The organism is Geomonas subterranea, assembly GCF_019063845.1.
Taxonomy (GTDB): domain Bacteria; phylum Desulfobacterota; class Desulfuromonadia; order Geobacterales; family Geobacteraceae; genus Geomonas; species Geomonas subterranea.
Genome location: NZ_CP077683.1, coordinates 3,042,936 through 3,063,380, shown reverse-complemented (window position 1 = coordinate 3,063,380; position 20,445 = coordinate 3,042,936). Strand labels below are relative to the sequence as shown.

Annotated in this window: 24 protein-coding genes; 1 reads left to right on the top strand and 23 read right to left on the bottom strand. The window is 63.4% G+C overall.

The features are described 5' to 3' along the window. Nucleotides 1-81 precede the first annotated feature (81 nt). From plsY to KP001_RS13330, 4 genes are all read right to left on the bottom strand, one after another. Nucleotides 82-699 carry a glycerol-3-phosphate 1-O-acyltransferase PlsY gene (gene plsY / locus KP001_RS13345; RefSeq protein ID WP_217286115.1) on the bottom strand — a complete coding sequence of 206 codons (618 nt, stop codon included), beginning with the start codon at nucleotides 697-699 and terminating at the stop codon, nucleotides 82-84. Nucleotides 700-760: 61 nt separating this feature from the next. After that, nucleotides 761-1,231 carry a MauE/DoxX family redox-associated membrane protein gene (locus KP001_RS13340; protein ID WP_437178156.1) on the bottom strand — a complete coding sequence of 157 codons (471 nt, stop codon included), beginning with the start codon at nucleotides 1,229-1,231 and terminating at the stop codon, nucleotides 761-763. Next, nucleotides 1,228-1,725, bottom strand: coding sequence for a rhodanese-like domain-containing protein (locus KP001_RS13335; RefSeq protein WP_217286114.1), 498 nt, complete (start codon nucleotides 1,723-1,725; stop codon nucleotides 1,228-1,230). The genes KP001_RS13340 and KP001_RS13335 overlap by 4 nt, the downstream gene beginning before the upstream one ends. A gap of 121 nt (nucleotides 1,726-1,846) precedes the next feature. Further along, a complete protein-coding gene (locus KP001_RS13330; protein WP_217286113.1) occupies nucleotides 1,847-2,281 on the bottom strand; it encodes a UPF0158 family protein in 435 nt (144 codons plus the stop codon). Nucleotides 2,282-2,385: 104 nt separating this feature from the next. Between KP001_RS13330 and KP001_RS13325 the strand changes: the two genes are divergently transcribed. Next, the gene (locus KP001_RS13325; protein WP_217286112.1) at nucleotides 2,386-3,099 is read left to right on the top strand and encodes a UDP-2,3-diacylglucosamine diphosphatase; all 714 of its coding nucleotides are present in this window, start codon (nucleotides 2,386-2,388) and stop codon (nucleotides 3,097-3,099) included. On the opposite strand, the gene KP001_RS13320 is transcribed toward KP001_RS13325, so the two are convergent. From KP001_RS13320 to gspD, 19 genes are all read right to left on the bottom strand, one after another. After that, entirely contained in the window at nucleotides 3,096-3,332 is a 237-nt protein-coding gene (locus tag KP001_RS13320; RefSeq protein ID WP_217286111.1) for a YkgJ family cysteine cluster protein, read from the bottom strand. The two genes, KP001_RS13325 and KP001_RS13320, sit on opposite strands and share 4 nt — an antisense overlap. 6 nt (nucleotides 3,333-3,338) lie before the next feature. Beyond that, nucleotides 3,339-4,670: a penicillin-binding transpeptidase domain-containing protein gene (locus tag KP001_RS13315; RefSeq protein ID WP_217286110.1), complete on the bottom strand. Its 1,332-nt coding sequence runs from the start codon at nucleotides 4,668-4,670 to the stop codon at nucleotides 3,339-3,341. A 58-nt stretch (nucleotides 4,671-4,728) separates the two neighbouring features. Next, nucleotides 4,729-5,916, bottom strand: a complete 1,188-nt coding sequence (locus KP001_RS13310) for a YhjD/YihY/BrkB family envelope integrity protein (RefSeq protein ID WP_239027776.1) — start codon at nucleotides 5,914-5,916, stop codon at nucleotides 4,729-4,731. Nucleotides 5,917-6,149: 233 nt separating this feature from the next. Then, nucleotides 6,150-6,461: a YtxH domain-containing protein gene (locus KP001_RS13305; RefSeq protein WP_183345484.1), complete on the bottom strand. Its 312-nt coding sequence runs from the start codon at nucleotides 6,459-6,461 to the stop codon at nucleotides 6,150-6,152. A gap of 4 nt (nucleotides 6,462-6,465) precedes the next feature. After that, entirely contained in the window at nucleotides 6,466-6,861 is a 396-nt protein-coding gene (locus tag KP001_RS13300) for a DUF948 domain-containing protein (RefSeq protein ID WP_217286109.1), read from the bottom strand. Nucleotides 6,862-6,970: 109 nt separating this feature from the next. Beyond that, the gene (locus KP001_RS13295) at nucleotides 6,971-7,861 is read right to left on the bottom strand and encodes a cytochrome C (RefSeq protein ID WP_217286108.1); all 891 of its coding nucleotides are present in this window, start codon (nucleotides 7,859-7,861) and stop codon (nucleotides 6,971-6,973) included. A 311-nt stretch (nucleotides 7,862-8,172) separates the two neighbouring features. After that, nucleotides 8,173-8,991 (bottom strand): ABC transporter substrate-binding protein, encoded by an 819-nt coding sequence (locus tag KP001_RS13290; RefSeq protein ID WP_217286107.1) that lies wholly within the window; start codon nucleotides 8,989-8,991, stop codon nucleotides 8,173-8,175. 186 nt (nucleotides 8,992-9,177) lie between these two features. Next, the gene (locus KP001_RS13285) at nucleotides 9,178-9,912 is read right to left on the bottom strand and encodes an amino acid ABC transporter ATP-binding protein (protein ID WP_217286106.1); all 735 of its coding nucleotides are present in this window, start codon (nucleotides 9,910-9,912) and stop codon (nucleotides 9,178-9,180) included. A gap of 118 nt (nucleotides 9,913-10,030) precedes the next feature. Beyond that, the gene (gene gspN, locus KP001_RS13280) at nucleotides 10,031-10,867 is read right to left on the bottom strand and encodes a type II secretion system protein GspN (RefSeq protein WP_217286105.1); all 837 of its coding nucleotides are present in this window, start codon (nucleotides 10,865-10,867) and stop codon (nucleotides 10,031-10,033) included. Then, a complete protein-coding gene (locus KP001_RS13275; protein WP_217286104.1) occupies nucleotides 10,868-11,410 on the bottom strand; it encodes a dehydroquinate synthase/iron-containing alcohol dehydrogenase family protein in 543 nt (180 codons plus the stop codon). Beyond that, the gene (gene gspL / locus KP001_RS13270; protein WP_217286103.1) at nucleotides 11,407-12,696 is read right to left on the bottom strand and encodes a type II secretion system protein GspL; all 1,290 of its coding nucleotides are present in this window, start codon (nucleotides 12,694-12,696) and stop codon (nucleotides 11,407-11,409) included. Before gspL ends, KP001_RS13275 begins: the two co-directional genes overlap by 4 nt. Then, entirely contained in the window at nucleotides 12,696-13,637 is a 942-nt protein-coding gene (gene gspK, locus KP001_RS13265; RefSeq protein ID WP_217286102.1) for a type II secretion system minor pseudopilin GspK, read from the bottom strand. Before gspK ends, gspL begins: the two co-directional genes overlap by 1 nt. Then, on the bottom strand, nucleotides 13,634-14,275 hold the full coding sequence (locus KP001_RS13260; RefSeq protein ID WP_217286101.1) for a type II secretion system protein GspJ: 642 nt from the start codon (nucleotides 14,273-14,275) through the stop codon (nucleotides 13,634-13,636). Before KP001_RS13260 ends, gspK begins: the two co-directional genes overlap by 4 nt. After that, on the bottom strand, nucleotides 14,265-14,609 hold the full coding sequence (locus tag KP001_RS13255; RefSeq protein ID WP_217286100.1) for a prepilin-type N-terminal cleavage/methylation domain-containing protein: 345 nt from the start codon (nucleotides 14,607-14,609) through the stop codon (nucleotides 14,265-14,267). The genes KP001_RS13260 and KP001_RS13255 overlap by 11 nt, the downstream gene beginning before the upstream one ends. Then, nucleotides 14,606-15,127: a prepilin-type N-terminal cleavage/methylation domain-containing protein gene (locus KP001_RS13250; protein ID WP_217286099.1), complete on the bottom strand. Its 522-nt coding sequence runs from the start codon at nucleotides 15,125-15,127 to the stop codon at nucleotides 14,606-14,608. Before KP001_RS13250 ends, KP001_RS13255 begins: the two co-directional genes overlap by 4 nt. 113 nt (nucleotides 15,128-15,240) lie before the next feature. Next, nucleotides 15,241-15,684 carry a type II secretion system major pseudopilin GspG gene (gene gspG / locus KP001_RS13245; RefSeq protein ID WP_275423315.1) on the bottom strand — a complete coding sequence of 148 codons (444 nt, stop codon included), beginning with the start codon at nucleotides 15,682-15,684 and terminating at the stop codon, nucleotides 15,241-15,243. 38 nt (nucleotides 15,685-15,722) lie between these two features. Then, entirely contained in the window at nucleotides 15,723-16,925 is a 1,203-nt protein-coding gene (gene gspF, locus KP001_RS13240) for a type II secretion system inner membrane protein GspF (protein ID WP_217286098.1), read from the bottom strand. Further along, a complete protein-coding gene (gene gspE / locus KP001_RS13235; RefSeq protein WP_217286097.1) occupies nucleotides 16,906-18,468 on the bottom strand; it encodes a type II secretion system ATPase GspE in 1,563 nt (520 codons plus the stop codon). Before gspE ends, gspF begins: the two co-directional genes overlap by 20 nt. Nucleotides 18,469-18,484: 16 nt before the next feature. Continuing rightward, a complete protein-coding gene (gene gspD, locus KP001_RS13230) occupies nucleotides 18,485-20,377 on the bottom strand; it encodes a type II secretion system secretin GspD (protein ID WP_217289610.1) in 1,893 nt (630 codons plus the stop codon). Between the last annotated feature and the right edge of the window lie 68 nt (nucleotides 20,378-20,445).

The window sequence follows — 20,445 nt, the reverse complement described above, 5'->3', positions numbered from 1 at the left end:
GTGGGAGCTGGCCGCCGGAGGGGGGGAGGGTGGGTGAGGGTAGGGGCCACTTGCAGGTGCAAATGACCCATCTATCACGGTTCAGGCCTTGAACTTGCTCTCGGTGCCGGCCCGCAGCCTGGCGATGTTCTCGTGGTGCTTGAGGATCACGATCACCGCGATGAGGAGGGCCATGATTGCCGTTTCGCGGGGGACGCAGGTGGCAAGGGCAAACACGGGGATGCAGGCGGCGGCGGAGATGGAGGCCAGGGAGACATAGCGCCACTTGTACAGGACGAGGGCGAAGACGACGATCCCGAAGAGGACCGCGAGCGGTGCGGTCCCAAGCAGCACGCCCAGCGCGGTGGCGACCCCCTTCCCTCCTTTGAAGCCGAGAAAGATCGTATAGACGTGGCCGAGGAAGGCAGCGAGGCCGATGGCGGCGACCCAGATCGGTGCGAGTCCCAGCGCTTGCGCGATGAGGACCGGTATCAGCCCCTTGAGGCAGTCCCCGATGAGGGTCATGATGCCGAGCTTTTTGCCGGCGGTGCGGTAGACGTTGGTGGCGCCGATGTTGCCGCTGCCACATTCCCTGATGTTGATGCCCATCCCCCGGGCCAAGAGGAGGCCGGTCGGTACCGAGCCGAGCAGGTACGCGCCGATCAGCAGTAGAATCTGGTTCAAAGCGTTCTCCAAGTGTCTAATGAAACAACCGCGCATCCTACAGTATTTCCCGTAAAACTGCAAGTCACGGGGTGCGGGCGGGTGGTGGAATGGGGCTTTATTCCCCGACCGGGGGAGGTGGTGCCGACTGGGGGAGCGGGCATCTCGCCTGCAGCCGCTCGTGTCTGAGCACGACGGCGGTCATGAGGAGGAAAAGGGCGTCGCGAACCAGCGCCACCCAGGGGGCGGTCTTTGACCCATCCTGGCGGAAGCAGCCGCAGTCGATGTCGAGGCCGCGAATCATGGCGGAGGCAAGGGCGACCATGAAGACGAGGTTCAGCATGCCGATGATGAGAGCCCCGCTTCTCACCCGTATGCCGCAGATCAGTAACACCCCGCAGACCAGCTCCAGAAATGGAAGCACCGCTGCCGTGAGATAGCTCCAGAAATAGGGGAGGATCCGGTAGGCGGCCACGCTCCCTGCGAATGCCACCGGGTCGGCGATTTTGGGGATGGCGGCGTAGATGAAGACGGCGCCGAGGGCGACGCGAAGCGCCAGCGGTAATATGGGGGAACGCATCCCTTTCATCGCCCCCCTCCCGTGGTCGGGTATCCGGCGTCCCGCCACTCGGGAAGCCCTCCCTCGAAGACGTAGACCGAGCCGTAGCCGGACTTGATCAGGAGTTTGCCGAGCTCCATGCTGTCGTGACAGGAGAAGCCGTTGCAGTAGGCGACGATGACGGCGTCCTTCGCCACCCCCTTGAGCTGCGGCGTCTTTTGCCGGGTCGCCTCCTCCAGTGGGAGGGAAAGCGCGCCGGCGATGTGCTCCTTGGCGAAGCTGGCGCCGCTTCTGGCATCAACGAGCACCGCCTGTCCCGAGTCGTGCAGTTCCTTCAGCTGCGCAAGCCCGATCGGCATGGGGAGAGCCTCCCCCTGCTGCGCCGCGGGCGCCGCCTGCGCGGCAGGAGCGCCGTGCCAGGCGTCGGCCAGGAGCGATCTGTTCCAGAGGATGCCGAAAACCGCCGAGGCGGACACGATGACGGCGATCTCCAGGGTGGTCTTGAGCCAACTTTTATCTGCCATAGGGATACCCGGATGCGAGAGGGGGGGCGCGAGCCGGCGGCACTCCCCGTGTAAGTAGCCACCTGAGAGATGTTACGCAAAAGTGCCCCCCGGGTCAACGGTAGCGCCGCGCGGGAGGATATCAGAGCCGCTCGGGGGGGTAGATGTCGTGTTCTTCCAGCCACTGGGCGGCGCGGTCGGTGAGGAACGCTTCGCGGATGGCGTGGAAGCGTTCCTGTTCCTCCGGGTAGAAGGAGAGGATCTCGTGCAGCCTGCCGTGTGACTGCTTGCCGCTGAAGGCGCGCGTCAGCATATGCTTTAGTCCCTCGTTGGTCACCCGCTGGATGAAGGCGTGCACCAGTTGGCGTTCCTGGCCGTAGTCGAACGGCGGTATCTCGAGAAAACGCTCCTCCTGGGACGCCACCTCTTCCCAGAAACTTTCGTCGTCGTACTCGGAGGGAACCGAGAATACCTCGCCGGTTTCCCGGTCCAGGAAGTAGATCAGATCCTGGTCGCCGTTCTCGAAGGCCTCCATCAGGTCTTCCCAGACGATCTCCAGGTTGCGTAATGCGTGCATCGGTACCCCTTGGGAACAGGTTGAGGTCAAGGTTCAGGGCGGGGTTTTGGTGCACCCGTTCCTGTTCCCTTTACCAACCCCGTATTTTTGTATATATTGCGCAAATGCGCAAGATTTTCATCGCCGACGCCCACCTTAGGAGCCCGCGGGACCGGAACTACCGGACCCTGGTCCGTTTCCTGGACACGCTACCCGCCGACACGGATACCCTTTTCCTCCTGGGGGACATCTTCGAGTTCTGGATCGGAAACCCGCGGCCGGTGTACGACCATTACCGCGAAATCGTGGAGTGTCTGAAGCGGGTGAGGGGGCGCGGGGTGCGCATCGTCTACTTCGAGGGGAACCACGACTTCCATCTGGGGGACTTCTTCAAGGAGCAGCTGCAGGCCGAGGTTCATGCCGGCGGCGCCGAATGCGAGGTCGATGGGAAGAAGGTCTGCCTGTGCCATGGGGACCAGCTCAACCGCGCCGATTACGGCTACCGGGCCTTGCGCTTCGCGCTGCACAACCCGCTGGTGCGGGCGCTGGTTCCGGTTTTCCCGCGCCGGCTGGCCGACCGGATCGCGGTCAACTTGTCCCGGCGTTCAAGCGGGCAGCATGCCTCACGCAAGAGCCGCTGGGACTACCCCGCCATCCTGGAAAACTTCGCCCGCGAGCGCTTCGCGGCCGGCTGCGACCTGGTCGTCACCGGACACTTCCATCTCCCGATGGAAATCAGGGAAGGCGGCCGCGCGTTCATCTCCCTGGGGGACTGGATCACCCACTATTCATACGCCCAGTGGACCGAAGCCGGCCTCACCCTGGAGCGCTTCGACTAGTCAGGCTCCAGCCCGAAGAGCCCCAGGTACTTATCCACCCGCTCCTGCAGGGTCGGCGCGGCGATCAACCCGCAGATCGTGTCCGGGCGGTACCCCCGGCAGACGGCGGGACGTTCCTCGTAGATCTGGCAGCGCTGCTCACCGGAGAGGTGGCGGCACCTCTCCCCCACCTTCTTGTCCAATGAGCTGATGTCCGGCGCGACGCAGCAGGTCCCGCATCCCGAGCATTCCATCTCCACCTACCTGAAAAACGCCTCCAGGGCCTGCTCGCCCACCGAGGTCGCCTTGATGCGCCACTTGTTCTCGTTGATGACCAGGGCGGCCAGGGCGATCTGCGGGTCCTCCATCGGGGCGTAGGCGGCGAACCAGCTGTAGTGCCCTGCGGGATCGGTACCGTCGATGGAACCGGTCTTGGCGGCGATGCGCACCGAGGCGAGCATCCTTCTCCCCCTGCGGTCGTGGAAGGCGCGGCGCGAGGTGCCGCTTTCCACGGTGGTGGCGAGCATGTGGGCCAGGTCGCTGGCGGTCTGCGGCGTCATCACGGTGCGCAGCACCTGCGGCTTCTGGGTGAACACCACGTTCCCCTTGGCGTCGCGGATCTCGCTGGCCAGAGAGGGCGCCATCATGACCCCCCCGTTGGCCACCGTGGCCATTATGGCGGCGGCGTGGAAGGGGGAGATCTTGACCTCGCGGTTGAGACCTGCGCCCATGCGCATCAGCTCATCGACCGTTCCCGGAACCGGAGCGGTGCTGGCGGCGATGGGCGAGCCGGGGACGATGGCCTGGTTGAAGCCGTACCTGCCGGCGTAAAGGAGCAGCGGGTCGCGCCCGACTACCTCGCCGGCGAGCCTGCCGTACACCGGGTTCACCGATTTTCCCATGGCGAGGGACAGGGGCATCTGCTGGTTGCCGCGGCCGGGCCTTACGCGCCAGTACTTCGGGCTCTCCGAGGTCAGCTTGCCGTTGAAGGCGAACATGGTGTCCGGCCCCACCTTCTTCTCCTCCAGGGCCGCCGTCGCGGTGACGATCTTGAAGAGCGACGCCATGGGGTAGAGATGGTAATTGGCCCCCTTTTCCCATCCCGGCTGGGACGCGGAATGCGAGACGGCGGCGAGGATGCGCCCGGTCTTGGGCTCGAGGGCGACGAAGAGTCCGTAGGGGACCTTGTAGTCGGTGAAGAGTTTTTCGATCTTTCTCTGCACCTCTTCATCGATGCCGTAGATCACCTGCCCGCCCTGCGGCAGGGGCGCGGTGAACTTCCCGCCCTGCACCTGCGCGCTGGAGTAGGCGTCGGCGGCGAGCTTGAAGGCGCTTCCCTGGTCCAGTTTGCCACGCGACAGTGGGGCCGGGGCCTCCGCCGCGGGTGCGCTCTTGGCGCGGGGAGTTCCGAAGAGGGAGATCAGGGGGTAGGAGGCGAGCAAAAGCGCGATGGCCGGAAGGATGATCTTGAGCCGCTTCTTCTGGGGCTTCGTTTCCTCGATCTGACGGAACACGTTGCGCCCTTCCTCTGCCTTTGCCCTGCGGAATCGTCTGCTGCGTTTTTCTTTGTCGATGTCTTTTAAATCTTGCATATCCCGCTTCTGGCCGTCCGTTTAATCGGGCCACTATATGTCAACTGCGTCCCCTTTGTCAACGCCGGGGGGGGCGCATTTCGGGGAAGGCGAGATCCTTGAGGGAAACCCCTCCCAGGGCGGCGGTGACGGCCTCTTCCGACTCGTTCAGCAGCCCTTCGGCGAGCTCCTCGCCGGCGATGGCGGCCGACGCCCCGCGCCTTCTGAGGGAGAGGAGGACGTCGGCGATGGAGACCTGGTCCAGGTCGCGGGCGGGATAGTAGCTGCCGCGCCCCTCGCCTGCCATGACGATGAAGCCCTGGTCGCGCAGGTGCTCGAGCGTGCTGCGCACGATGCGCAGGGGAACGCCGAGCTTCGCCGCCAGGTGATGCTCGCCCCAGGGGGGCTCGCCGCGATAGAACGCCTCGGCGACGTGCCGCAGGGCCGCCAGCGCCACCAGTTCCCGCAGCTCGTGGCTGATCTCGCGCCCCCGGATGTCGCGGCGGAAGGTGCCGCGGTTCTGGTGCGCCGCCACTACCTCCATGCCGAAGAGGACGATGATCCAGCTCACGTAGATCCAGACCATCAGGATGGGAAGGGCCGCCAGGGTGCCGTAGATGGCGTTGTAGTTGCCGGCGCCCACCTGGAAGTGGATGTAGGCCCACTGGGCGAACTGCCAGAGCGTGCCGGCGAGTACGGCGCCGATGAGCGCCGAGTCGAAGCGGACCCGGGTATTGGGCATGAAGACGTAGAGCAGGAAGATGGCGATCCAGACCACGAGGTAGGGGGTGAGCCCCAGGGTGAACAGGAACAGGTCGCCCAGGTAGGTCCACTCCATGATCCAGCCGGTGAGCCACTTGCTCGACAGGGTGGTGGTGATGCTGGTGGCGGCCAGAAGCAGAAGCGGCGCGCTCACGAGGACGCTCAGGTAGTCGCTGAACTTCCGGTAGAAGGTGCGGGTCTCCGGCACCCCCCAGATCACGTTGAACGCCTCCTCGATGCTCCCCAGCATGCTGATGGCGGTGAAGAGGAGCGCCGCAAGGCCGATGGCCCCGACCGAACCCATGTTGGTGTTGCCGATGTAGGAGATGACCCGGTTCACCACCTCCTCGTTGCCGGCCGTCACCTGCTTCAGGATCAGGGGGACCAGGCGGTTCTGGGCGCCCAGCCCCTTCAGTACCGAAAAGGCGAGGGCGAGAAGCGGCACCAGGGAGAGGAGCGTCGTGAAGGAGAGGGCCGTGGCGCGCAGGAGGGAGTTGTTGGCCATGAAGTTGGAGAAGGCAAAACCGGTGAACTGCAGGAGTCTGAGCCCCTTCCCCTTCCAGCCGCCGACGGCCGCCGGATCGTACTGCCAGATGAGGCCGGGGGAGAACTTCTTTTACCGTTGCTGTCGTTCATATGCTGTGGCACCACTGCTGATCGCGGCACGCGTCCCGCCGGGACGTGGCCGCAAAGAAAAAAAGCCCACCTAGGTGGGCTTTCGGATTGGGGACATGGAGCTCAGACCTGGGTTTTCTTCTCCCGTTCCCGCTCCATCGCCTCCTTGCCGGCCTCTATGGCGGAGGAGATGATGTTCTTCTTCTCAAGCACCAGGTCTTTTCCATCCTCGTAGCTGGACCTGATCTTGTCCTGCGCTTCGCTTGCGTATTCCTTGATCTTGTCCACCGCGTCGTCGGCCAGATCCTTGATCTTGCCGCGCAGTTCCTCGCCGGTGTTCGGCGCGAGCAGCAAGGCCGCCCCGATCCCCACGGCAGCACCGGCAAGGAAGGAAAGCAGCATGGTACCGGTTCCGATATCTTTATCTTTTGACATAACATCACCCCCTAATTTTGGATTTGATTATTCTATCAGCAATATACCTGCCCGCAACCTTGGCGCCGGTCAACCAGGCCGGAGCGTTGGCCACTATGTCAGTCGCGATGCCTAATACCTTGTTGATCATGCGTATGTTGTGTCCGGCGTGGCCGAGTTCGCTCAAAAGCATGTTCACGCCCTCGGCATTGGCGGCCGCGGCGCCCGTAATCACCTGCACGTCGGAGACGGTGTCACGCAGTTCCTTTACCAGGGGTGTTACTTCCTTTTGCAAAAGGTCCGCGGCGCCCTGGAGTGCCAGTGCCGCCTTTTTTAGTTCTATGAGGACCGGAATGAGGCACAGCGCCAGTATCACGAGGGTCAGCGCCGTCACTGCCGAGGTTATCTGTAGAAAAAGCATGTGATCCTCCTGGTGCTACGCGAACTGGTTGTCAAAGGGTTCAAAACAGGGGAGGGGTAAAAAGGTCGGGGAGGCCGCGCAGGGCCTCCCCGATTCGCTGCAGGAAGTGTTACTTCTTCGCCGGCTTGGCCGGTTTGGCCGGGGCTGCCGCCGGCTTGGCCGGAGCTGCCGCCGGTTTGGCCGGAGCTGCTGCGGGGGCTGCCGCGTCACCCCAACGGTTCAGGTCGTGCGCGATGCTGTGGCACTCGCCGCATTTCGGGAACTTGGCCATGATGGCGGCCGGGTGCGGCTTGACGTGGCACTGGGTGCACTGCGGCACCATCTTGTGCTTGGCCTGGTGGCAGTACACGCAGGCGAGCTTGCTGTGCTTGGCGGTGCTGGAGGTCAAGAGCTTGAACGCCTTGCTGTGGCAGGCGGCGCACATCTTCGACGGTGTGTCGGACTTGTAGGTCACGTCAGCCGGCTTGTGGGCCTGGTGGCAGACGCTGCAGTCCTTGGCAGTCATGTCGTTGGCGTGGGGCTTGTGGCACTGGGTGCACGCCGGGATCCTGCCGTGTACGTTGTGGCAGAAGGAGCAGTTGAGGGCGGTGTGCTTGCTCTTGAAGGAGCGCAGCTGCTCGATCTGGCCGGTGTGGCAGGTCAGGCACGGATCGGTGACGTTGTTGCCGAACTTTATGTTCTTCGGAGTATGGGGGTTGGAGTGGCAGCCGAGGCAGCCCTGGAGCTTGTAGTGCGGCTTCCCTTCGTGGCACTGGCTGCACTGCGGGATCGGCTTCTTAACCTTGGGCGGGTGGCCGACGTGACAGTCCTGGCAGGTCACCTCGGTTTTGTGTTTGCCGCCGGCAGCTGCGATATCCTTGGGCGGCTGCTCATGGCACTTCACGCAGTCCGTGTTGCTCAGCACCGCCGTAGGTTGTGCAGGATCGGCAGCGGCTGCGGTTCCCACGAATGCGAACAGCGCCAGGGCCGATACAAGGTTGAAAAGTTTTGCTACTCTCATTGCCCCCTCCTTGGTATTAAAACAGAGTTAATTATAAGCATGGATTTATATAACGTCTTGAGGTGAATTGTCAAGGGTTTAGGCACTAAAACGGACCCCTTGATCCAGCATTGGCGCGACACTAACTACAGTCGATCCTGATCAAGAACGGTGCAGGTAAGGTCCGGCATAGCGGTGACAAAGAGAGAGGAGTCGATAAAGAAGCAGCGTAGCACGCTTTTTATAGAGTTTCTTGAGCGGAAGTAGGTGATTCTGCTGCGGTGTCAGCGAAGTCGGCCTCCCCGGCGGGGGGGAGGCCGAAAACGGGGAGGCTACTTGTCAGCGGTGATCTTGAAGGTGCGTTTGAGCGGAGTTGCGGTTTTGGGGCCGAACCACTTCTCGAAGATCTTTTTGGCTTCGCCGTTTTTCTCCATCTCGACGAGGGTCTTGTTGACGAAGGCGACGAAGTTCTTGTCATCCTTCCTCATCCCAAGGCCGTATGGTTCCTCGGAGATCTGCAGGTTGGGGATCTCGAACTTGCTCTTGTTGGGAGCCTTGCCCAGGATGCCGGCCAGGATGGACTCGTCGGTGGTGACGGCAGCGACCTTCCCCTGCTGCAGCGCGAGGAACGCCTGCGGGTAGTCGTCGAAGGAGAGGATGGTGGCGGTCGGAATCGCCTTGGCCACGTTCTGCTCCGAGGTCGACCCCTTGGCGGTCCCGATCTTCTTCCCTTCCAGGTCCTTGAGGCTCTTGACCGCGCCCTTCTTGGTGATGAATTTCTGGCCGGTCAGGAAGTAGGTGTAGCTGAAGTCGATCTGTTTGGCGCGCTCCGGGTTCTTGGTCATGGTGGCGGCGATGATGTCGATGTTCCCTTCCATGAGCTGCGGCATGCGGGACGCCGAGGTGACCGGTTTCACTTCCAGCTTTACGCCGAGCTTCTTGGCGATGTACTTGCAGAAGTCGATGTCGTAGCCCACGATCTCACGGCTCTTCTCATCCACGTAGCCAAACGGGGGGAGCGAATCCTTCACCCCCGCTACGAGGACCCCTTTCTTCTTCACCTCGGCGAGCGTGTCGCCCGCCGCGAAGGCGGCGTGAGCCATGATACCGGCCAGGGCGAAAGCAGCAAACAGCGTCAACAGTTTCTTCATCGGTGTTCCTCCTTGGGAATAAAATCAGTTCTCGTTCTATGTTCTAGGTTCTACGTTAAAAACCTATCGGATTATAGCAGAGCTCACTTGGTCCGCATCCTGGGCCGCAAAAAAAAGGCAAAGAGGATATCAAAGTAGAACATCGAACATAGAACGTAGAACTTAGAACGTAGAGCTGCCGTTAGTTTAATGCATGGGAGAGAGCAGCTGTTTCAGGAACTGCTGCGCCCGTTGGTGCTGGGGATTCTTGAAGAACTGCTCGGGAACCGCCTCTTCCAGTATGGTCCCCTGGTCCATGAAGACCACCCGGTGGGAAACCTCGCGGGCGAAACCCATCTCGTGGGTGACCACCACCATGGTCATGCCGCTCCGGGCGAGCTTCTGCATGACGTCGAGCACCTCGCCGATCATCTCCGGGTCGAGCGCGGAGGTGGGCTCGTCGAAGAGCATGATGCGCGGCTTCATGGCGAGCGCGCGTGCGATGGCGACGCGCTGCTGCTGGCCGCCGGAGAGCTGCGCGGGGTAGGCGTCCCGCTTCTCGGCGAGACCTACCCGCTCCAAAAGAGCCATGGCCTGCTCCTGCGCCTGTGCTTTCGGGGTGTTGCGGATCTTGATGGGGGCCAGGGTGATGTTGGCGAGTACGGAGAGGTGAGGGTAGAGGTTGAACTGCTGGAACACGAAGCCGATCTCGGCGCGCAGCTTGTTGATGTCGAGCTTCTTGTCGCTTAGGTCCTTGCCGTCGACGATCAGCGTCCCCCGGTCGATCGGCTCGAGCTGGTTCACGGTCCGGATCAGGGTGGACTTCCCGCTGCCGGAGGGACCGCAGACGACCACCACCTCACCCGGCTTCACGCGGAGGTTGATGTCGTTCAGCACGTGCAACTGCTTGAACCACTTGTGGACGCCTCTGAATTCGATCATGGGTTGCTCCCGTCCGGTTAACAGATGAGCTGCCGCGTTCTCATTACCTCCATCTTAAGTAACGGACCCGGCGAATGCAACCCAATTTTCGAATATTCAAACCGGTGTTTTGAGAAATTTACAAAGAGGGGTGGGCCAGGGTGCCCGTTATGGGGACCTTGAAGGCCCCGGGGGAAGTCTGGTACTTGGTTAGCAGTAAAAACACGAATTTCTGGCGCTCCAGGAAGGAGGGCTTGGGCATCATCTCCATGGTGAGGTTGAGCGGAGACGCTCCGACGGGTGTGCCGAGCACGGTGTCCCCGGAGAGGCGGACGTAGATGCCGTCGCCGTTCAAGGTAAAGCTTTTTAAAACGGCGCGCCCCTTGTCGATCTTGAGGGCGCCGCGCACCTCACGGTAGGCGGCGTCGGGAAGCGGCATGGAGCCGATCTTCACGCCGGCGATCTCGGCGGCGCGGACCTCCAACTGCAGGTCGCCGGTGCCTCCCCCCTTGTTCGCCTCCATTTTGCCGTTCAGCCTCAGTTCCCCCCTCACCTTGGCCTCGGCGACGTTGCTGAAGAAGGGAATGTCCTCGAGTCGCACGCCGCGGCACTGCATGCTCCACCCCCTCCCCTTGCCGAGATCCAGATCCCCGGCCGCCTCCCCCGCGCCGATTGTGCCGCGGTAGGCAAGGCGCGCCTTGCCGGCAAGAAGGGGAAGAAGCTCCAGCCGCACCTTCACCTGGCTCAGCTTGAGGATGGCTCCTTTCTCCGAGCCGATTTCGACCTTGTCCGCCTTGAGCCCCAGCGGGAAACTCTTGCCGAATCCGGTGCACTCAAGCGTGTAGCCCGCGTTTTCGGCAGCGCGGACCAGTACCCCCTTGATGGCGTGGTTCGGGGTGAACAGGAGCGTCAGGAGCAGAAAGAAAAGTAACGCAACGGGAGCCCCGCAGGCGATGTAGAGCGTGCGTCTGTTCATCTATTTCCCCGCCGGTGCCGGCTTTATGAGGGCGATGGTGAGACTGAGGTCGAGCTTCGAGGGGTCGTCAAAGCGCTGCTTGATCAGGGCTTTCTTGACCGTCACCGGTCGCGCCCCCTTTTCCAGACGGTAGATCAGGTTGACCGTCTCGTTAGCGGAGAGCCCCTCCATGCGGAGTTCGGCCGCGTCCTCGACATAGCCGGGGATATCGTCTCCCTTGACCGACTTGATCTGGCTGGCGCGCCCCTTGATGCCGATTTCCTCCACGATCTTGGCGGGGGAGTCATCCGGCTTGGTGGCCATGAGGCGGTTGGCCAGGCGCTGGGCTCCCTGGTTCGCCTCCTGGTAGCGGAGCTTTAAGCGCATCATCTCGGCGATGTCCGCCTCGCGGGCGGTCCGCTTGTGCTCGAGCGCGGAGATCCTGCTGTTCACGGCGGAAAGGAGCACCACGATGGCCAGCACCACGGCGATGGCGACGCCGATGCGCTGGCGGGTGCGGCTGTCCAGCCCCTGCAGGAGTGAGATCATCTCTTCGCGGCTCATCGGGACACCCCCTTCATCTTCCCGCTCAGGGTGAAGGTCACGCTCCCGTCGGGACGGGACTTGGTCTCGCTCACCTCGGCACCCTCGAGGATGGAGGCTGTGCGCCCCTTCATGTCGTTGGCGGCCTGCGCGCTTTTCGCGTCTCCCTTGAGGCGCACGTCGCTGCCGGTGACCTCGGTTTCGTAGATGCCGAAGACGTCCTCCCCCTTGGCCTGGGCAACGTCGCTCAGCAGTTTTAGGACGTTGCTGGAGGTTTTGGTGCCTTCCAGGCGTTTGATCTCCGAGCGGAGTTCCGCGACCTCGTCGACGGCCTTCTTCCGCGTCGGGAACACCTCTTTGTAGATGCCGGTGATGGTGCGGTCCAGCGAGGCGAGATCGCGTTTCACGAGGTAGTAGCGCACGCCGCTCTCGGCGAAGATGAGGAGCACCAGGGCCGCCGCCAGCATCATGCTCACCTTGAGACGCTGGTACAGCTTTTCGGTCGCGGCGGTGTAGGCGAGCGGGCCGCGGCGCAGGTTGACGGCGGAGTTATCGACAACCGCGGCCGCCAGCGCGTAGGCGCCGGCCAGGTCGTGCGCGGCGCGCGGGTCATCGCCGAAGGCCTCGAAGAGCCCCCTGGTGGAGGGGGAGACGGTCGCTTCCTCCTGCCGGCCTGGGGTATGCGAGATGACCCGTTCCACGTGCAGGTCGCGGGAGAGTTCCAGCGCGGCGACGGTACGCTGCAGGTCGGCTTCGGTCGCGTTGGGGGGGAGGGCCCGGAAGTAGATGGGGGCCCCGTCGCTGTAGGCGGCCACCGCCTCGCCGTCGCTCACCGCGACGGTCCCGGCTGCGGGCGCCAGCTTGTCCCAGTGGAATACCGATGCCGTGACGATTTCCGGCTCCAGGCCGGCTTCCTTGAGGAGCTCGATCTTCCCGGAGAGTTCCTGGATGCTCCCCCAGACCGCCAGCACCTTGCCGCCGGAAAGCGGCAGCGCGTCGAAGGCGAGCTGGTCGGTGTCGAGTGCGGTCTCCCCTCTCAACTCCAGGGGGAGGAGCTCCCGCACCTTGGCCCGGTCGCTGATGGGGAGCTCCAGCTCCCTCATGAACAGCGTGGAGGGGGGGAGGGCGAGAATCACCCGGTGCTCCCCCGCCGCGAGGGCGCTTCCGCAAAGGATGCGGGAGAGTTCCCCCTCCTCGCCCAGAAGCGGGTGGCGTTCAGCGGAGAGGAAGGTGGCGCCACCTTTCTTGGCCCGGAAACTGGCCAGGACCAGCTCGGCCCTTTTCAGTTGTACGATCAGCATGTCCATCAATATTCTCTCCAGTAAAGGATCCTGGGCTGGGTGGCTTCCACGTCGCTCACCACGGCCTCGACAATACGTACACTTTCTCCTACCTTCCCCTCGGAACGGATCCGGTAGATGGACCCCTTGAATCCTACCTTCAGGGATAGGGCCTGGGTGAGCGTGGAGCTCCCAAAGACGTCGGCGAGGGTCTTTATCACCTTGGTCTTGCGGTACTCCAGGATCTGGGCCACCTGGTCCCCGGTCATGAGGCTGTCGTCAAGCGACATGAGAACCTCTTTCGGGGCGGTGTTGATGTTGATCAGTGCGGCAGAGGCAGAGGTGCCGTTCGCCACCCCGTACACCGTAACCAAGCCGCGCAGCTTGGCCAGCACCTCGGGGGTGTACCCCTTGACCAGCGCGAGCTCCTCGAGGGTGTCCAGCTTGTCGTTGTGCACCAGGAGCGGGGTCTTGAGGGCGCCGTAGTAGTTCTTCTCCGCACCGTTGGGGCGCGGCGTGTCGTCGGTGTCGACCCAGTCCGCCAACGGGTCGTAAAGGTCGCGCGACAGCTTCAGGTTGTCGAAAAGCCTCAGCAGCGCGTCCTTCTGGAACGGGTCCGGCGTCCCGGTCTGAGAGGTCGCGGCGTTCAGGTCTAACTTGCCGCTCTCCTCTTCGATCGCGATGCTCACTGTCCCGTTTTCCACATCGATGGTCCGCGGCTGGGCCCAGGGCTCCAGGAGTGAGCTGCACTGCTCGCCGCCGGTCCTAAGCGTGCTGGAGAGCTGCAGCAGCTTGATGCCGCCGGTGACACCTGACTCCGCGAGCACGCCTGCCTGCTGCGACGCAACGAAGTTGTGGCTGTGCGAGGTGTCGACGTAGACCTCGTTGACGAATTCGGCCAAAAGCGCCACGAGGAGCGTGGTCACGATGAGTGCTATGACAAGGGCGAATCCCCGCTCCCCCCTCACGGCGTCTTCCTCAGGGTGGCGATGGTGCTGAAGAGTTCTCCCCCCTTCGCGGTCACCGTTATTCTCACCTTGTTGGGGAGCCTGTTGTTGAGCGCCGTATCCCAGGTCTTCACCCACTTGCCGCCGTCCCAGCACTCGACCAGGAAACCCTCCAGCCGCTCCATGACGGGGTAGGGGACCGACGCCACGCCGGTGTCGAGGTAGAGGTCGCGGGCCTCACGCACCAGCGTGAGGATCTGGTCCTCCTCTTTTTCCCGGACCGAGTAACGCACCACCATGAGGTCGGACGCTGGCGACGGGTCGATGCGGGGCGGGGTGAGCGCGGTGAACTGGAGCAAAGAGGCGGGTTTGCCGAAACTGTCCCGGTCCTCGACCACGAAATGATACCGTTGCGTCTTCGCCGTCGTGGTCGCCGCATCGGTGCCCGAAACCGGCGTCTTGTAAAAGGCCGACGCCAGCTCGTCGTGCAGCTTCCCCAGCGTCGTCGAGAGTTCGCGGCGCTCCTCCATCCGGATGCCCCCCTTTTCGCGCGCCGCCACCACGGAGAAATAGGTGCCGTACAGGGCGCCCGCCAGGATCACCAGGAGCACCAGGGCGATCAGGAGCTCAATCAGGGTGAAGCCCTTGTTACTGCGCATTTTGCGGTGCGTATTGCACAAGCGAGAGCCTCTTGCTGTCGTTGTTCCAGGTCACGGTCAGGCGGATCCGGTTCAGCGTCGGTATCTCGCTCTGGGTGATCTCGCGCTCCCATTTGTGATCGGGATGGTCGGGGGCGAAGTCCCCCTTGTTGTCGGTCTTCTTGGCGAATTCCGGGTCCTCGAGCTTGGCCCGTCCAAGAAGCACCGCGGTGGTCTCCTCCGTGTCGGCGGAGATCCGGGCCAGGTGATGGTTCACCGAGGAGATCACGGTCAGAAGCACCCCCGCCGTGATGGCGAGCGCTATCATCACCTCGAGCAGCGTGAAGCCTCTCACGAGCTCACCTCCTGGTAGCCGTCCTGCACCGCCACCTTGCCGCCGGACGGGTTCGCGGTCACCGTGTAATGCTTCTCCCCCGCCTTCAGGTGGATGGTGACGCCGTCCGCCACTCCGCCGGGGCCGAAGGGGATGATGACTTCTCCTTCTGTCACCGCGCCACGGCTTCCCACACTGACGTCCTCGATGTCGATACCGTCCTCGATCAGGCGCCTCCCCATGAACTGGTCTCCCGGCTGCAGCTCCTCGCCGGAAGGGGAGAGCTCGGTGATGCGGGTGGTGTTCTCGCCGAGATGCAGGTGCAGGCGGTAGACCTTCTTGGTGATGATGGCCTGGTCGCTGAGGAACCTGAGGCCGCTGGCGAGGTTGCGCGCCGAGCTCTTCAGGCGGGTCCCCTCCGGCTCCGGAAGCCGGGGCAGCACGATCCCCGCCGCCAGGGCGATGATGAAGATCACCACCATCAGCTCCAGGAGGGTGAAGCCGGCTTGGTTGCGGCCTCGGTTTTTGCCTTTTTTCATCGGTACCAAGTGCGGTTCTTTCCTCTTGCGCACCATGAAGGCGGGAGAATGATTATTCGCCCCTACAGTGCGGGGCCTGGTTGTCCATTCCCGGGCGATGGGCGGCCGTGTCCCTACTTCATGCTCCAGCTTTCGATGTCGGCGTTCTTCCCTTCGCCGCCGCGCGCGCCGTCGGCGCCGTAGGAGGAGAGGTCGTAGTCGCCGTGCTCGCCGGGGGAGAGGTAGACGTAGTCAGCGCCCCAGGGATCCTTGGGGACGTTCTTGTTCTCCAGGTACCCTTCGGCCTTGTAGTTGTTGGGGATCTTGCCGGTGGTGGGCTTGGTGACCAGAGCCTGCAGCCCCTGCTCGGTGCTCGGGAAGCTGCCGGTATCCAGTTTGTAGAGCTTGAGCGCCGTCTCGATGTTGCGGATCTGGACTTTCGCGTCGGCCACCTTGGCGTCGTCGCTGCGGCCGATGATCTTCGGCCCGACCAGGACGGCCAGAAGGCTAAGGATGACGATGACCACCATCAGTTCAATCAGGGTGAAGCCGCGGCTGTCTTTCATTGTCTTCAGCATGGGGAGTCCTCGCAAAGAATGGAATGGTGTCATTACAGTTACTTGACCAGCTGGTTCAGTTGCATGATGGGGAGCAGGACGGCGATGACCATGAAGCCGATGGTGAGACCCATGCCGAGAATCAGCATCGGCTCGAGAAGGGCCATGGAGCGGGTGACCTGCGCGTTGAACTCCTTCTGGAAGGCATCGCCCGCCTTGATGAGCATGGCGTCCAGTTCGCCGCTCTTCTCCCCGACCGCGGTCATGTGGGTCAATAGCGGCGGGAAGAGCGGGCTGGTCTTGAGCGCTGCGGAGAGGCTTCCACCCTGGATCAGCGTCTCGCGCGCACCGGCCAGAAAAACCTTGTACTCCCGGTTCACCACGGCCTCGCCGGTGATCTCCATGGCCTTGATGATGGGGACGCCGCTTTGCAGCAAGAGGCCGAGCACCTTGGCGAAACGCGACAGCACCAGGCGCCGCCAGAGCTGGCCGGCCATGGGGAGCTTGAGGAGGAAACGGTCGCGCTTGTGCAGGAACTCCTCGTTCGCCTTGGCCCGCTTCCAGGCCGCGACGGCGCCTAAGGCCAGCGCGCCCATGATCCACCATCCCTTCCTCACGGCGGTGCTCGCCTTGATGAGAAGCACGGTGACCAGCGGCAGAGTCGCCTTGTTGCTCTCGAAGACGGCGGAGATCTTGGGGACCACGAACCCTAAAAGCACCATCATGACGCCGATCCCCACCACCACCATGATGGCGGGGTAGATGAGGGCGGTGATGACGCGGCTTCTCACCTCGGCCTGGTCCTCCTGGAACTCGGCCAGGCGCTCCAGTACCACCTCCAGCGCGCCGCTCGCCTCGCCGGCGGCGACCATCCCGATGTAGCTCTCGGAGAAGACCTGCGGCTCGGCGGCGAGTGCCTGTGCGAGCCCCTGCCCCTCGGCCAGGCGGTCACGCACGCGCCCGAGCACCCGTTTCAGTTCGCCGGGCGCCTCCTGCTCCCACAGGGTCGCCACGGCCTCGTAGACCGGCACGGCGCTCCCCAGAAGTGTCGCGAGCCTCCTGGTGGCCAGGGAAAGGTCGGGGACGCTGACGCCGGAGCCGAGCGCCCAGCGCGAACCGGCTTCGGCGGCGGGCGCTATCTCCTTGGCGAAAAGCCCCTTCTGCTTAAGCTGGAGCCGCGCCTCGTTCTCGGTGGCGGCGTCGACCGTCCCGGTGACCTCGGCCCCCTTCTGGTTGAACGCGCTATAGCGAAAGGTCGGCATAATCGTCCTGGGTCACCCTCAGGACCTCCTCGATGGTGGTGATCCCCTGTGCCGCCTTCAAGAGGCCGTCCTCGCGCAGGGTACGCATCCCCTTGGATACCGCGTACTCCTTGATGGCGCCGGAGGATGCCTGGCGGATGATCATGGAGCAGAGCTCGGCGTCGATGGGGAGGAGCTCGTAGATCCCCATCCGGCCGATGGTCCCGAGGTTGAAGCACTTGTCGCAGCCGCGGCCGCGGTAGAGAAGCGGGGGAAGCTCGACGCCGGGGTAGCTTCTGTCCGGCGTGTACGACTCCTTGCAATGCGGGCAGATGACGCGCACCAGGCGCTGCGCCAGCACCGCGGAGAGCGACGAGGCGACCATGAACGGCTCGATCCCCATGTCGATGAGACGGGTGACGGCCGTGGCGGCGTCGTTGGTGTGCAGGGTGGAGAGCACCAGGTGGCCGGTGAGCGAGGCCTGCATGGCGATCTCGGCGGTCTCGGCGTCGCGTATCTCGCCGATCATGACGATGTCCGGGTCCTGCCTGAGGATGGAACGGAGGCCGTTGGCGAAGGTGAGGTCGATCTTCGGGTTGACCTGGATCTGCCCGACCCCTTTCAACTGGTACTCGATCGGGTCCTCGACGGTGATGATGTTCTTCTCCGGCGAGTTGATCTGGGACAGCGCGGCGTAGAGCGTGGTGGTCTTGCCGCTGCCGGTGGGGCCTGTGACCAGGATGATGCCGCTGGTGCGGGACAAAAGCCGCTCCATGAGGAGGTCGTTCTTGTCGGAGAGCCCGATCTCCTTCAGGGAAAGGACGCCGCGCTGCTTGTCCAAAAGCCTCAGGACCACGCGCTCGCCGAAGAAGGTCGGGATGAGCGAAACGCGGATATCCACGTCGCGGCCGGCGACCTTCACCCGGATGCGGCCGTCCTGCGGCAGCCTCTTCTCGGCGATGTTCAGGCCGGACATGATCTTGACGCGGGAGGTGAGCGCCTCCTGGATCACCTTCGGGGGGGAGAGCATCTTGTAGAGCAGGCCGTCGATCCTGAAGCGGACCTCGAGCTCGCGCTCGAAGGGCTCGATATGGATGTCGCTGGCGCGCTCCTTGACCGCCTGGAACAGGATGGAGTTCAAAAGCCGGATCACCGGTGCCTCGTCGGTCAGCTCCATCAGGTCGCGCGGCTCGTTGAACGAGGTGGCGAGGGTGGAGAGTTCCTCCCCTTCGAGCTCCTCGACCACCTCCTGAGCGGAACCCGAGAGCCGGGAGTAGAGGCGGTTCACCGCGTCGATCAGCACCGGCTGCGGCACCACGACGGTGGAGACCGGGAGCTGGAACAGCCCCGCCATCTCGTCCACGGCCAGAAGGTTCGCCGGGTCGGCGCTGGCCGCGATAACGGTCCCTTCCTCCTCGCGCAGCGGCAAAAGCAGGTTGTTGCGTGCGAAGTTGAGCGGCACCCGGTTCACCAGGGAGCCGTCCACCTTGGAGTCGTCGATCTCGGCCTGGAAGGGGAGGCCGAGGCGCGTCGCTATGCTTTCTATGTCAAGCGTTTCTGCCATGAGAGTCTGTCCGCCGTTACTGGTTGCGTATTTCGGGCTTGTCCGCGGTGACGGACTTCGGCTTTTCCTCGAGCGCGCGCTCCAGGTTGAAGGGGGCGTCATTCTTCACCGCGTCGGAGAAGTTGTTCCTCTGGGTCACCGAGACCTCGGCCAGGTCGCGCGCGTCCTTGATGATGCGCGGGGTGAGCATGATCAGGAGGTTGGTCTTGTCCCTTTTGGTGGTCTTGGTCTTGAAGAGCCAGCCGAGCCCCGGGATGTCCCCCAGAAGCGGGATCTTGCTCTCGGTCACCTGGTCGGTGTCCTGGATCAGGCCGCCGATCAGCACGGTGTCGGTGTTCTTCACCACCACGGAGGTCTTGGCGGAACGCTTGGTGCTGCCGAGGTTCGGGCTGGTCGCGCTGCCGAAATCCTTGACCGCCGAAATTTCCTGGTAGATGTCCAGCTTCACGTATTCACCCTCGCTGATCTGGGGCTTGATCTTCAGGATGATACCGGTGTCCTTTCTCTCGATGGACTGCTGTGAAAGCCCGGTGGAGGTGAGGTTGGTCCCCGAGAGAAACGGGACGTTCTCGCCCACGAAGATCTCGGCTTCCTTGTTGTCGCTGGTCATGATGTTCGGGGTGGAGAGGACGTTCAGGGCGCCGTTGGTCTGCAGCGCCTGCAGCACGACCGGGACGTTGATCTTGCCAAGGGTCACGTCCATGCCCAGGGCCTTCGCGGCCGCGGCAGTGGTGGTGAGCCCCGCCACGGTGCCGAAGGGGTCGAAGGTGCCGACGGTGGCGACGGTGCCGTTGGAGGCGGCGCCGATGACGCCGATCTGCACCCCGAGGTCCCTGGCCCGGTTAACGGAGACCTCGGCGATCATCGCCTGCACGAAGACCTGCCGGCTTCTGCGGTCCAGCTTCTGGATCACCTGCAGGAGGTTCTGGTAGTCGGTGGGCGAGGCCATGATGACCAGGGAGTTGGTCGCCTTGTCCGGGGTTATGGTGATCTTCCCCCCCTCGAACACGGTCTGCTGGGGCGCCGCCGCGGCGCCGGGAGCGGCGGCGGGCGTGGCGGAGGTTCCCTTGACCAGACCTTCCAGCACCTTGGACACCTCGGTCGCCTCCGCGTTTTCGAGGTAGTAGACGTTCACCTTGCTGCTGGTGGTGGGGGGGACCACGTCGATCAGCGAGATGAATTTCTTGATGTCGGCCTTGTCCTTGTCGGAGCCGAAGATGATGAGGGCGTTCAGCCTGGCGTCGGCGATGACCGGGACGGCGCCGGTGGAGGCGCCCGGTGCGGTGCCGGCCTTGCCGCTTTGCTTGCCGGAGAGCCAGTCCTTGAGCATGGTGGCGACGTTGTCGGCCGCGGCGTTCTTCAGGAACACCACCTCGGCGCCCTCGCGGACCTGGTCCGTGTCGATGTATTTCAGAATCCCCAGGATCTTCTGGATGTTATAGGCGGAGTCGACCACGAGGATCAGGTTGGCCGCGCCGAAGGGGGAGATCTGTCCGTCCTTGGAGATCAGGGGCTGCAGGAAGCTGACCGCGTCCTGGGGCGCCACGTGCTCCAACTGGATGACGCGGGCCTGGTAGCTGTCGTTCACGACCCCCTTTTCGCCGTCGCTTAAGACCTTCATCCCGGCTTGCTTGGCCGCCGCGGTCGGGACGATCTTCATCACCTTGCCGGCAGGCACCACGGTGAAGCCTTTGAGCTCCAGCACCGAGGTGAAGACGTTGTAGGCCTCCTCGTTGGTGAGCTTGGCCGGGGAGAACACGGAGATCTTCCCCTTGACCCGGTCATCCATGATGAAGTTCTTGCCGGTGAGGTCGCTGATGAATTTCACCATGGTGGCGATGTCCACGTCGGTGAAGTTGAGCACCACACCCTTGGCGAATACCAGCGTCGGGGCGGTGACCAGGAACATGAGCAAAAGGGCGATGCGGGCGATTCTAATTTTCAAGGAAAACCCTCCAAGAGGCAGTTTGAGATCGA

Coding starts and splice junctions, on each gene's coding strand:
- plsY (WP_217286115.1), bottom strand. CDS start 699: ATGCGCGGTTGTTTCATTAGACACTTGGAGAACGCTTTGAACCAGATT.
- KP001_RS13340 (WP_437178156.1), bottom strand. CDS start 1,231: ATGAAAGGGATGCGTTCCCCCATATTACCGCTGGCGCTTCGCGTCGCC.
- KP001_RS13335 (WP_217286114.1), bottom strand. CDS start 1,725: ATGGCAGATAAAAGTTGGCTCAAGACCACCCTGGAGATCGCCGTCATC.
- KP001_RS13330 (WP_217286113.1), bottom strand. CDS start 2,281: ATGCACGCATTACGCAACCTGGAGATCGTCTGGGAAGACCTGATGGAG.
- KP001_RS13325 (WP_217286112.1), top strand. CDS start 2,386: ATGCGCAAGATTTTCATCGCCGACGCCCACCTTAGGAGCCCGCGGGAC.
- KP001_RS13320 (WP_217286111.1), bottom strand. CDS start 3,332: ATGGAATGCTCGGGATGCGGGACCTGCTGCGTCGCGCCGGACATCAGC.
- KP001_RS13315 (WP_217286110.1), bottom strand. CDS start 4,670: ATGCAAGATTTAAAAGACATCGACAAAGAAAAACGCAGCAGACGATTC.
- KP001_RS13310 (WP_239027776.1), bottom strand. CDS start 5,916: ATGGCCAACAACTCCCTCCTGCGCGCCACGGCCCTCTCCTTCACGACG.
- KP001_RS13305 (WP_183345484.1), bottom strand. CDS start 6,461: ATGTCAAAAGATAAAGATATCGGAACCGGTACCATGCTGCTTTCCTTC.
- KP001_RS13300 (WP_217286109.1), bottom strand. CDS start 6,861: ATGCTTTTTCTACAGATAACCTCGGCAGTGACGGCGCTGACCCTCGTG.
- KP001_RS13295 (WP_217286108.1), bottom strand. CDS start 7,861: ATGAGAGTAGCAAAACTTTTCAACCTTGTATCGGCCCTGGCGCTGTTC.
- KP001_RS13290 (WP_217286107.1), bottom strand. CDS start 8,991: ATGAAGAAACTGTTGACGCTGTTTGCTGCTTTCGCCCTGGCCGGTATC.
- KP001_RS13285 (WP_217286106.1), bottom strand. CDS start 9,912: ATGATCGAATTCAGAGGCGTCCACAAGTGGTTCAAGCAGTTGCACGTG.
- gspN (WP_217286105.1), bottom strand. CDS start 10,867: ATGAACAGACGCACGCTCTACATCGCCTGCGGGGCTCCCGTTGCGTTA.
- KP001_RS13275 (WP_217286104.1), bottom strand. CDS start 11,410: ATGAGCCGCGAAGAGATGATCTCACTCCTGCAGGGGCTGGACAGCCGC.
- gspL (WP_217286103.1), bottom strand. CDS start 12,696: ATGGACATGCTGATCGTACAACTGAAAAGGGCCGAGCTGGTCCTGGCC.
- KP001_RS13260 (WP_217286101.1), bottom strand. CDS start 14,275: ATGCGCAGTAACAAGGGCTTCACCCTGATTGAGCTCCTGATCGCCCTG.
- KP001_RS13250 (WP_217286099.1), bottom strand. CDS start 15,127: ATGAAAAAAGGCAAAAACCGAGGCCGCAACCAAGCCGGCTTCACCCTC.
- gspG (WP_275423315.1), bottom strand. CDS start 15,684: ATGCTGAAGACAATGAAAGACAGCCGCGGCTTCACCCTGATTGAACTG.
- gspF (WP_217286098.1), bottom strand. CDS start 16,925: ATGCCGACCTTTCGCTATAGCGCGTTCAACCAGAAGGGGGCCGAGGTC.
- gspE (WP_217286097.1), bottom strand. CDS start 18,468: ATGGCAGAAACGCTTGACATAGAAAGCATAGCGACGCGCCTCGGCCTC.
- gspD (WP_217289610.1), bottom strand. CDS start 20,377: ATGTTCCTGGTCACCGCCCCGACGCTGGTATTCGCCAAGGGTGTGGTG.